This is a genomic window from Sphaerisporangium sp. NPDC088356 (assembly GCF_040685555.1).
GTDB lineage: Bacteria > Actinomycetota > Actinomycetes > Streptosporangiales > Streptosporangiaceae > Sphaerisporangium.
The window spans coordinates 1-10,079 of record NZ_JBFBIK010000181.1; the positions used below are offsets into that span (position 1 = coordinate 1).

A 10,079-nucleotide genomic window follows, 5' to 3' on the forward strand; every position below is an offset into this window, starting at 1 on the left:
TCGTCCGAAGCGCCGGCTCTACACGCTGTCTGGTATCGGACGACAGGAGTACGCCTCCGCACAAGCCACTCGCCGGAGCCGTAATTGGCTGACTGGCCGGATCCGCCCGACCGGGAGTGCCACGTGAGACGAAGTTACGTGAAGGGGCACTACCGGAAACGTCCAGTAGGTGGGCGGGTCTGGGTTAAGCCGTACACCGTCAGGCTTGAGCGACGCGAGATGGTGCTCGGAGGCTCGATCCTCCTGATACTGCCGGCGTATGTGTTCTTTGTGATCGGTGACCTACGTTCCGCTGCTAGTTGGGGCGAGATCTCCCTGATCACCCTTTCAGTTATCTCTGTCATCACCCTCGCCGTGTGTATGGCTATCGTCTCCAAGGAAAACATTAAGGAATTCGCTGGCAACCTGCGCATCGCGATTCCTCGCACGCTGGCGACTATCGCCGCCCTGATTGGTGGTCGTGGGAGAAAGTGGCGCGCAACGGAGTGGGCTACGGACCTTGCGGAGACTCCCGCACCCGTTAGTTACGCCTTCGGCCTCCTACGAGCGTCCGTGCGCATGCGACTCTCCGACGTACTGGGCGTTCTTCTTATAGCAGTCCGCTGGGTGCTCACTACCGAGCTGCGCACGTGGACTCCCCTCACGTCTCTGCTCGTGTGGGGTGGACTCGAAACGACGTGGGGCACCGGCTTGGGCGCAGCGATCCTCGCCGTGGTTGGTGCTGGCGCTGTGTTCCACGAGGGCGTGAAGTGGCTGCGTGCCTACCTCGGTGTCGAGGTTCAGAGGCGTAAGAAGGCCGTGGAGTAGCCGTACCGACCTGGCTCTCCGAGGGCTGACCAGCGGCGGAAGGTCCCGATCATGCAATGGGGCGCGGCCTGTGCAACGGCATGGCAAACTAGTCGACAGCAGCTCGGCTGTAGTCCCACACCGTCGAAATGCTCACATACATAGGCAATGCCGGTCTATGTCTGGGGAAGACACCTTGCGCACCAAGGAGTCGAAAAGCATAAGACCCACCCACACATAAAACCGCGCAAGGTGAGTGTCGTCTGGGGCTACAGGACCCCCTGACGGCACGATCGGTATTGGCAATTCCCGAAAGGACAGGAGGGCAATGTGTCTGCAAGCACCCTTGCTCTTCTGCTCACGCCAGTACCCGGTCACCTCTTGTCATCATCCGTCACTAATTGGAAAAGGGGCTCTCGATGCCGCCTTCCAAGATCGACCGGACCTGCGGCTAGGCTAACCCACCATGCCATGGGCCACACTGGGAGCTTGGCTCTCAGGTGCGGGTCCATGGGGGCTGCTCGCGCTTATCGTATGCCGAATTCTCGCCGTCCTGTGGACTCGCCAAGTCTTGGCTTCAGTCCGCGAGAGAAAGCAGAACGTACGCGACGCGCGCCTGACTATGTGGGGTGCTCACCTACACCTGGGTCAAGATCAAGATCAGAAGAACGAAGACGATTCAGGATTCCCGGAGCCGGGACTGCCAGAGGCAGCACCGCAGCCGGAGACACGAGCGGTGGAGCGTGCTCCACGTCGCAAGCGAAGACGTAGGCAGCGGTCGGAGAGTAGGAGCAGGAGTCCCTAGCAAGGCGGATCGGGCGTCATATCCCGATACAGGCCCCCTTCGCCACTTCGGCGAGGGGGCCTCGCCATTCATGGCATGGTTGTAGCGATCAGAGAGTATGAGCAGGAATCCGCAGGCTGATAGGAATCGGATCATGCAAGGCACTCCCTCCGACACCATTACTGTCAAGAAGAGCACGCTCATACTGGGCGGCATCGGCCTACTCATCGTGGCCTTCGTCGTGTTCCTGATCGTTGCGAGCCGCACGAGCGACTCGGCAGCCGCGCCATCCGCTACGTGACGGCCAGCGAGATGCTCGACCGACTGAACGCCGCTGGCCTGCCGTGCGAGCAACGCGACACCTGGGCCAAGCAGACGCGCGGCCAGGCTCTGGACGTCGTGTCCTGCCGCACGAGCACCGGTGATACGGTCGCCTGGGTCTTCGCCGACCAAGCTGGCCTCAACGCCGCGATTGAGACCACGCGTACGCTGGTGACGCCGACCGGCGTGACCGACATCGCTGGCACCGCCTGGCTTCTCACCACCCAGCCGGCCAACGCCGACCTTGCCCAGCAGGCCCTCGGTGGCCGGATCGTAGAACGCGTAGCTCCCCGGCAGTAGCGCAACGCCCGTCGTAGACCAAGACGTAGGCAGCGTTCGGACAGCAGGAGCAGGAGTCCTCGGGGGTCATAACCCGATTTAGGTTCCCTCGCCAACGTGGTGAAGAGGGCTCGCCATTCCTTAGGAGCTACGGAGACGCTTAAGAAGCCCGCGGACGATGTCTATCGGGCGCGACCTAACAAGATCCGCTCCCACAGCAGCTCGGCGTCCGGGTACCTCATACGCTCGGTTTCGCTGGTCTTCACTCGTCTGCCTCCTGGACCAGGTCGGACCAGCCGTCGTACCCAAGCGTTACCGCCGCCTGTCATCAGGTAGTACACCTTCAGCCGGCACTCGCACGTCCACCGCAGGGTCCGGGAGCGTATTTCACGGTTCACAGCTGGATACCAAGCGATGCTGGCGCACCCACCTTTGCCGGACCATCGAGGAATGTGGATGCCATGATCGGCATTGCCCTCGAAAGCACTCATATACGTCTCTAGGCGCCTGCTCACGGCCTAGGCCCCGGTCTCGCCAGTCGAGTACCTGATCTGGTGCGCGATCTCGTCCTGTACGGAGATCTCCATCACCAAGGCCACGACGTCGCCACGGGCGATGCTCGGCACCAGGCCGGACGCGCGCTCAGCGTCCGTCAATGCCGCATACCTGGTAGCCCACCAGCCACCGAAGTTGCCGTTCGGCCAGGTGACGCGCCTAATCTGCCAAGCCGGGTAGGTCTGGCGGAGCGCCGCGATCTGTTGGGCCAAGAACGGTGACTCCGCGGTTGGGTGGGATGTCACGGCTACCACGCCCCACTCATAGGAACTCGTCACCTGTGCTCAGCGTCATGCCTGCGTCTGAGGCACCGCTTCCGGACAGCCATCCGAAGAGGCTGGCTTCCATGACGTCCTGCCTCTTGAGCAGTTCGTCGCGACGCTCTGCTGAGTCAGCATCAAGGGTCTGCCGCAGCCCCATCCGCCGAAGGTCAGTTGTGAGGCATTTCGTCCGTGTGGCATAGAAGCCGCCTCCGTCGCTTCGCCAGAGCCACCACCGACCGTCTTCGGTCTTTTCACTCTCCGCCATGAGCCAACCATAGGACTGTCATGCCCTAGTACGCCATGGATAACGGGAGCATGCCGAGGATCGATCTCGTGTGCAGCGGACTCATACGGTGAGCCGCATGGCGGAACTCAAGCCGAATCGGCCCAGGTGGAAACAGGTATACGAGATCATCAAGGGCCGCATCGAGGACGGAACGTATCCGCCTGGATCACGTATCCCCACCGTGCTGGAGTTGATCGGCGAGTTCACCCTGGCCAACATGACGGCGCAGAAGGTCTACAAGGCCCTCCGGGAGGACGGGCTTATCTACACCGAGCCGGGTATGGGCAGCTTTGTCGTGGAGGTCGAGACGAAGGACGTCAAGGACCAGAGCTAGCTGGTCTCTTTAGACTCATGTAACGCTCACTGCTGTCGCCTCGGGACTACCCGTGACCCTCTAGGCGAGGATCGGTGGGAGCCGCTGAAACCCTGTCTTCGACGGACCGGCGCTATGGAATGGCGGCAGGAGGCGCAAGCTTGTCTGAGCTGCCCAGTAGGCGGAAGACGATGTGCGATCTCAGATCGTCTCGGCGGCCGGAGTCCTCGACGCGGCTGATCACGTCTTCGGACCCCTTAACGATCTCATCTAGGCGTACGTCCTCGCGGAGGTGATCTGCCTGGCGTTCGAGGTGCTTCAAGGCTCGTGCTGACTGGACAAAAAAGAGGCCGCTCGTAATGTTGATCACTACGCCAGCTACCGAGGTAAGGATGGCTGCGACCTGATCGCCGTCAGTCGACGCACGAAAGATGGCAAGCGTAACGCCCGCCAGGAGAATCATCGCTCCGAGAGATGCGAAGGCCAGGCTCAAACGGAAGCTGATTTTCATTTGGGCGAGGGCTTGGCTGTAGATTTCGATTAGAAGAGATAATCGATGGTCATTCTCTGTAGGCGACTGCTGAACTTTAGCGAGCTGATCTCGAATCTCCGAAATCTCGGTTCTTAGATCCTCTAAATTCGGGTTTTCTTCTGCCTCTCGGAGGAAATTTACAATCGCCTTCTCGGTTGGCGACTCATGCGAAAGATCGACTTCTAGTCCTACCATCCTTCGGAGGCGTTGAGACTCCTTGGAAGCCTGTCGATCTAACCTCCGACTAAGCAAGGTGCTGAACTCCGAAATAAGGGCTCCACCAACCCCCATCAAGATCGGCAGGAGGAAAGGTTCGATTCCGGACATAACGGACCTCCACTTCGATGATATTCGCCTGAAGCCATCGCTCCAGCCACTGCCGATCTTTCATCAACGAGACAGCAAGCTAAGCGAAGATCGCTGGATTGCGTAGCTCAGATCCTATGTTCAACCCACGGTTGGAGCATCTGGAGCTCCTGGCATAGAACGTCACCAAAGCGACGTGTCGTGGGCTCAGTAGCACGTTGCTCCCGACGCCATGGCCAGCGGCCTGTCTGGAGGTCGGCGTGCTTACAGTCTGGCAACCAATCCAGGAACAAGCGCGTCGAACACCTATGAACTTCAGCACAATTCTGCCTAGCCTCATAGGCGGTCTCCTCACGCTCGGGGGCGTGTGGGTCACGCAACACTTCACTGGAAGGCGCGACAAACGGCAGCTCGCACAGCACCGCCTGCTCTCCACTCTGCAAGCGCGACGAGAGGCATACGTCTCGTTCATGCGAGCCTGCGACCTTCTAGCACGTCATGAGCGTCAGGTCATCTTCTATCTCGACCGAAGGACTTCAGGGCGGAAACCGGATGAGCGCGCACAAAAGATCCTCGATCAAGCGAATGACCTCGTGTCTGAAGTGGTGACGACGCTGGCTTCGGTCGAAGTGCATGGCTCGGAGCGAGTTCGGCCGGCTGCTCGTGCTCTACACACAGCTCACGTTGAGTTCGAGCCGATTTTCGGCGACGCCTACACCAACGGCTCTTTCACTGGCGAGAGCTGGAACCGTGAGAAGGCCAAGGATGCTCTTGAAGGAGTGGAGGAGGCCACCATGGCGTACCTGTTCGCATGCAGGCAGGACCTCGACGTCGATCTCATTGACCACGACGATCGAGCAGTACAGGCATGGATCCGAAGCGAGATCGAAGGTAGCGGTTCGCAGAAGCAGATAGGTAGTTGACGTACGAAAAATGTCTTCTAGGTGTCTCATTCGGAGATACCTAGAAGACGGGGCTTCGTTGGTCGGTTAGTTGGCTTCGTCGATCAAGCCTGGGACTCGCCTCTCGTTGTAGCCGGCCTGCTGCTTCACGTGATCTGAGAATTCGTCGTGCAGCTCGTTGAGTCCAGACTCGATCCGATTCACTGCGTCCTTCAGTGACGAGCCGTAGTTTGTACGGACCTCTGACTCGATGCTCCAGGCGCTTCATGACGCCGGGACAGCCCGGAACTCCTGGACGGTCGGGCTCGCCGTTCCAGTCATCGACGAAGTCCCGAGCTGATTCAGGGACGTCAACACCTTGATGAGAACGGTGGCGGCTCGGCAACGGTGACGACGCCAGCGCACACAACAATGATCTCGGTCATAGGCGTCTCCACAGGGTTCGTGGTTGGAAAGGACCGCGAATGCTCCGGATCACGTAGCTGGTGCCACCGTGATGTCTCTACACGCGATGTCGCCAGTGCTGCCACCAGGGTCAGTGGTCGCAACTGCGTAGAGCACTCTGGCGAAATACTGCTTGCCGGGGGTGAGTCCGGACGTCAAGCAGGATCAGGAGTCCCGGGCCGTCGCCGGCACGTGGCACTCGGTGTACGACGGGAAAGACCTAACCTCGGCCAGCCAGGTCGACACCGACCACATGGTGCCGCTCGCGAACGCGTGGCGGTCCGGGGCGGACGCCTGGTCCACGGCCAGGCGCAAGGAGTTCGCGAACGACCTGACCAACCCTCAGCTCATCGCCGTGTCAGCGACCAGCAACAGGGCGAAGGGTGACCAGAACCCTGCCCAGTGGAGGCCCCCCTGCGCAACTTCTGGTGCACCTACGCCAGGGCATGGATCGACGTCAAACACCACTACACGCTGTCCATCACCCAGGCGGAGAAGAAAGCTCTCGACGAGATGCTCGATACCTGTGCCGGGGAACCAATCCACCCGTGATGGAACGACGAGAGTCGAAGGTTGTGGCCGGGCCAGGCGGTGTCATGACCGATGAGGTTGGGGTCGTGTCTGGAGATCTCACCGTGACGACCGAGGTCGTCGGCGACCAAGCCGTGGTGCGGATCCAGTACACCGGAGCCGACGAGTGGTACACGGTCACTGGCAGCCCGCTGACGATCGTCGGCGGGAACGGAGAATGGCTCCACGCGGCGATGGTGCGAGGGGTCGATAGCGGACTCCCAGAGGGACTCATAGGGTTCGAGCTCACCTGACATGCAAACGCCCCGGCATCCGGTTGGATGCTGGAGCGTGTTGCGTGCCTCGGCTCAGGCGCGGTGCCACCTCCACTGGATGTCCCCGCTCGTCAGCGTGCACCGGTACTTGCGGTTCGTGACCTTGGCGTAGCCGTACTTCTTGTGCGCTGCTGCTGGGCAGAACGCTCCCGGCGTGATGCACACCCAGTGGTTACCGGACTGTCGGTACTTGCAGGCCGCGGCGACGGTTGTGGACGCATCAGCGGCGCCGACGGCTACAGGGGTGACGAGCAGGCCGCCGGCCAGGACAGCGGCGGAGACGATGGAACGGACGCGCAAACCGACTCCTCACGAGACGAACGGGGCGTATGTGAGACGGCGCATAGCGGTGGGCGGTTGACCTTGCGTCCTCATCCGGACACCGTTGCCAACGTCGAGACGCCGAGGATGCAGCGGGCTGCAATGTCAGCCGCCCGCACGGAACGGCTCCGTTGATGTCCTGTACGGGCACTCCCGGGGAGAGAGCGCAGGGCCGGGCCAGTTCGGCCGGGCCAGCTACACCTTCAGGAAGATGTCCCTCCGCCATCCCCCATGGGATGAGCAGACTCCTTGGCGCCCGCCCGACATGCTCACTCTTCCATCGGCGCACATGACCAAGTACCCCTGGCCGTTCTCAAAGTTTTCGATGCAACTGAAGACCTGACAGGTCGCTTGTATAGCTGCGGTTACGCGAATCCCTGTATCGCAGAAGGTGAAGCCGTTGGAGTTGTTGGGAGCACCGCAAAGGGTGTCCGGACCAGGTGGGACGGGGACCGTCTCCGTCGCGGTGGTAGTGACCGTAGCCGTCGCGGTGACCGTAGCCGTAGCCGTAGTGGTGGCTGTGACCGTAGCCGTAGCCGTAGCCGTAGCCGTAGCCGTCGCGGTGGCTGTGACCGTCTGGGTTACAGTCGGGGCTGAGGTGGGGGTTGGAGAAGCGGTTGATGGTGTCGTTACCGACACGGAGGAGGCACCGCTCTTCTTGTACGTGACCACCCCCAGATAAGTGCCCTGCCATGCCGTCCGGTTGGCGTGAACGAGCATGCTGGCGCTGACCGTCCGGCACGACGCCTTCGCCGGGCAGACACGTTGCTTCACGGTGAACCGCTTGACGGTGCTGTACCGGCTCATCACCCGAACCGTCAGGTACGACTTTCCGCCGACCTTTACGACGGACGTCGTGACCGCGTGTTTTTTCGCGCTCAAGTCCGAACTCGCAGCGGACGCGGTGATGCTGGTCCCGGGAGTCATAGCGACCAGAAGCGCGACGAAGGCGATAAATGTAACGATGGCGGCCAAGGCGAGAGGGAGAAATCTCACCGGGCTGTACGTGGTTCGCATGGCACAGGTTTTCACTAGGCGATTAATGTCGAACACTTATACCACTTATCCACTCAATGTGATCGGTTCTTCGCACATTGATATGGTTCAGCGGCCTGATTCGCCCATCAGTGGGGTCAGGGGGTACACATCAGGCGTAGGTCAGGCGCCCTCCAGGGCGTCGGAGGCTGTGTATGAGGTCGAACCGCTTGATGTGCCACCTGATCCGCTGGCTGGTCGTCTAAGCGCGAAGGCGCTCAGCCTGATCCGGTCCCCATGGTTGTGGAGCCAACCGCGGCGTCTCGTTGCAGAGCGCATCCCGCATGGGCAAGACTGATCTCTTGCCCGCCCCTCCAGCTCAAAGCGCTCCTTGACAAGAACATAAGCAAGACTGCTTTCCCGGGAACCCAGACGACGCAAGTTCGGAGCGTCTAGGAGCTGTTTCTTAGATCTCCTGACAGTGGGCGTCTAGTTGGTGACGCTTGGTGTATGGGTCGTGGTGATCTGACGAATGCGGAGTGGGAGCGGCTGGAGCCGCTGTTACCGCTAGGTGGGGCGCGCGGAGGCCGGTGGAACGACCATCGGATGGTGATCAACGGGGTGTTCTACCGGGCGCGCACGGGGGTGCCATGGCGGGATCTGCCTGAGCGGTTCGGGTCGTGGGTGACGATCTACAAACGGCATCGTCGCTGGTCGGCGGATGGGACCTGGGATCGTTTGCTGGCTGTGGTCCAAGCCGCAGAAGACGCTGCGGGCCGGGTGGACTGGGAGGTGTCGGTGGACTCAACGACGGTGCGGGCTCACCAGCATGCGGCCGGCGCTCCTGGTGCCCCGCCGCCGGTTGTTGCGCAAAAGGGGGGACCGGCCGGGACAAAGCGGGGCGATCGGGTATGGCGGAGCCTGCGTGTCCAGTTGGCGGAGGTGGTCAGGCAGGCGAGTGTTCAGGACGCTCGCGGGGCGGGTTCTCCACCAAGATCCATCTGTCCGCGGACGGGCGATGTCGTCCACTGTCGGTGCTGATCACGCCGGGGCAGCATGGGGACAGTCCACAGTTTCGGCCTGTGCTGGAGGCCATCTGCGTTCCGCGCTTGGGGCCTGGCCGGCCGCGTAGGCGTCCTGACAGTGTCAGTGCCGACAAGGCTTACAGCTCCCGCGCCAACCGGACCTACCTGCGTCGCCGCAAGATCCGGCATACCATTCCCGAGCCGCGCGATCAGCGGGCCAACCGGCGTCGGCGCGGCTCAGCCGGAGGACGTCCAACCGGGTTCGATGCCGAGCGCCCCAAAAAGCGCAACGTTGTCGAGCGGGCAATCAACCGCCTGAAGAACTTCCGGGCAGTGGCCACCCGCTACGACAAACGCGCCTACATCTACCGCGGGACCATCTTGGTGGCGACCTTGGTCATCTGGCTTCGCGTCTGATCCAGGAAACAGTCCCTAGTACGCACGCTTTCCCCGGTAGGTTCCCAACCCTCAGTAAGCAGTTTCATGGACAAACCAGTCAGTCTTTACATGCCTTGCTGTGTACTGTCGGTTATATTCCCAGCTCACAAGCCCCTTTCATCCCGGCTCAACGCCGGGCCTCATTGCGGCCAGGCGGGGATCTCGCAGAACACATGGCAACGCATGGAGGCTTTCATCCCGGCTCAACGCCGGGCCTCATTGCGGCTTCGGGACGCCTCCGGAGGACCCGGGCGCGTCGGTGACCGTCCATCCCAGCTCAACGCTGGGGCTCATTGCGGCTATCGTGAGCTAAGGAACCCTGAGAGGTATCCTGACTTCGATCCCGGCCTCAGGGCCGGGCCCCATTGCGGTCCCGACCACGTCGGCGGCACGATCTACAACCGCGAGCGTTCCATCCCAGCTCAACGCTGGGCCTCATTCAGGCGTGAAGTCGTTGACGATGGCCTGGGCGACACCCGCCCTTCCATCCCGGTCTCAGTGCCGGGCCTCATTGCGGCGGAGGGTTCCGGTCGTAGGTGACGTCGTTGGGGTCCCTCTTCCATCCCAGATCAACGCTGGGCCTCATTGCGGCATCGGCTGGCTTCGTACCGAGGCCCAGATTCGCGCGTCCACCGGCCTGAACGCCGGGTGAGGGGCTGAGATCATTCCGGACAGCGGGATTTATGGTTGTACTTTACGACGCT

14 protein-coding genes and 1 pseudogene are annotated in these 10,079 nt (G+C 61.6%); 11 read left to right on the forward strand and 4 right to left on the reverse strand.

Annotation, left to right across the window (positions count from 1 at the left end):
* Positions 1 to 138 precede the first annotated feature (138 nt).
* From AB0O34_RS34720 to AB0O34_RS34730, 3 genes are all read left to right on the forward strand, one after another.
* The gene (locus AB0O34_RS34720; RefSeq protein WP_363922870.1) at positions 139 to 807 is read left to right on the forward strand and encodes a hypothetical protein; all 669 of its coding nucleotides are present in this window, start codon (positions 139 to 141) and stop codon (positions 805 to 807) included.
* Positions 808 to 1,724: 917 nt separating this feature from the next.
* A complete protein-coding gene (locus tag AB0O34_RS34725; protein ID WP_363922872.1) occupies positions 1,725 to 1,871 on the forward strand; it encodes a hypothetical protein in 147 nt (48 codons plus the stop codon).
* 11 nt (positions 1,872 to 1,882) lie between these two features.
* A complete protein-coding gene (locus AB0O34_RS34730) occupies positions 1,883 to 2,191 on the forward strand; it encodes a hypothetical protein (protein WP_363922874.1) in 309 nt (102 codons plus the stop codon).
* Between the two features lie 497 nt (positions 2,192 to 2,688).
* On the opposite strand, the gene AB0O34_RS34735 is transcribed toward AB0O34_RS34730, so the two are convergent.
* Together AB0O34_RS34735 and AB0O34_RS34740 are read right to left on the reverse strand one after the other, a co-directional pair.
* Positions 2,689 to 2,826 (reverse strand): hypothetical protein, encoded by a 138-nt coding sequence (locus AB0O34_RS34735; protein WP_363922876.1) that lies wholly within the window; start codon positions 2,824 to 2,826, stop codon positions 2,689 to 2,691.
* Positions 2,827 to 2,986: 160 nt separating this feature from the next.
* Positions 2,987 to 3,253, reverse strand: a complete 267-nt coding sequence (locus AB0O34_RS34740; protein ID WP_363922878.1) for a hypothetical protein — start codon at positions 3,251 to 3,253, stop codon at positions 2,987 to 2,989.
* Between the two features lie 97 nt (positions 3,254 to 3,350).
* Between AB0O34_RS34740 and AB0O34_RS34745 the strand changes: the two genes are divergently transcribed.
* Entirely contained in the window at positions 3,351 to 3,608 is a 258-nt protein-coding gene (locus AB0O34_RS34745; protein WP_363922880.1) for a winged helix-turn-helix domain-containing protein, read from the forward strand.
* A gap of 112 nt (positions 3,609 to 3,720) precedes the next feature.
* Here the strand turns inward: AB0O34_RS34745 and AB0O34_RS34750 are convergent, their stop codons facing one another.
* A complete protein-coding gene (locus tag AB0O34_RS34750; RefSeq protein WP_363922882.1) occupies positions 3,721 to 4,446 on the reverse strand; it encodes a hypothetical protein in 726 nt (241 codons plus the stop codon).
* A gap of 287 nt (positions 4,447 to 4,733) precedes the next feature.
* Between AB0O34_RS34750 and AB0O34_RS34755 the strand changes: the two genes are divergently transcribed.
* The 4 genes and pseudogenes from AB0O34_RS34755 (at position 4,734) to AB0O34_RS34770 (ending at position 6,595) form a co-directional block, all read left to right on the forward strand.
* Positions 4,734 to 5,348, forward strand: coding sequence for a hypothetical protein (locus AB0O34_RS34755; RefSeq protein ID WP_363922884.1), 615 nt, complete (start codon positions 4,734 to 4,736; stop codon positions 5,346 to 5,348).
* A gap of 625 nt (positions 5,349 to 5,973) precedes the next feature.
* Positions 5,974 to 6,105 (forward strand): annotated as a pseudogene (locus tag AB0O34_RS34760) (hypothetical protein); the annotation flags it as partial.
* Between the two features lie 68 nt (positions 6,106 to 6,173).
* A complete protein-coding gene (locus AB0O34_RS34765) occupies positions 6,174 to 6,323 on the forward strand; it encodes a hypothetical protein (RefSeq protein WP_363922896.1) in 150 nt (49 codons plus the stop codon).
* A 44-nt stretch (positions 6,324 to 6,367) separates the two neighbouring features.
* Positions 6,368 to 6,595 (forward strand): hypothetical protein, encoded by a 228-nt coding sequence (locus tag AB0O34_RS34770; protein WP_363922886.1) that lies wholly within the window; start codon positions 6,368 to 6,370, stop codon positions 6,593 to 6,595.
* A gap of 54 nt (positions 6,596 to 6,649) precedes the next feature.
* On the opposite strand, the gene AB0O34_RS34775 is transcribed toward AB0O34_RS34770, so the two are convergent.
* Complete coding sequence (locus AB0O34_RS34775) at positions 6,650 to 6,916, reverse strand: hypothetical protein (protein ID WP_363922888.1); 267 nt, start codon at positions 6,914 to 6,916, stop codon at positions 6,650 to 6,652.
* A gap of 421 nt (positions 6,917 to 7,337) precedes the next feature.
* Here AB0O34_RS34775 and AB0O34_RS34780 point away from each other — a divergent pair, with 421 nt between their 5' ends.
* The 3 genes from AB0O34_RS34780 (at position 7,338) to AB0O34_RS34790 (ending at position 9,354) form a co-directional block, all read left to right on the forward strand.
* A complete protein-coding gene (locus AB0O34_RS34780; RefSeq protein WP_363922890.1) occupies positions 7,338 to 7,619 on the forward strand; it encodes a hypothetical protein in 282 nt (93 codons plus the stop codon).
* A 36-nt stretch (positions 7,620 to 7,655) separates the two neighbouring features.
* A complete protein-coding gene (locus AB0O34_RS34785) occupies positions 7,656 to 8,270 on the forward strand; it encodes a hypothetical protein (RefSeq protein WP_363922892.1) in 615 nt (204 codons plus the stop codon).
* A 152-nt stretch (positions 8,271 to 8,422) separates the two neighbouring features.
* Positions 8,423 to 9,354, forward strand: a protein-coding gene (locus AB0O34_RS34790; protein ID WP_363922894.1) for an IS5 family transposase whose coding sequence is annotated in 2 segments (ribosomal slippage) — positions 8,423 to 8,797 and positions 8,800 to 9,354 — 930 coding nt in all. Because the reading frame shifts where the segments join, the coding sequence is not laid out codon by codon here.
* The last annotated feature ends 725 nt before the right edge of the window (positions 9,355 to 10,079 follow it).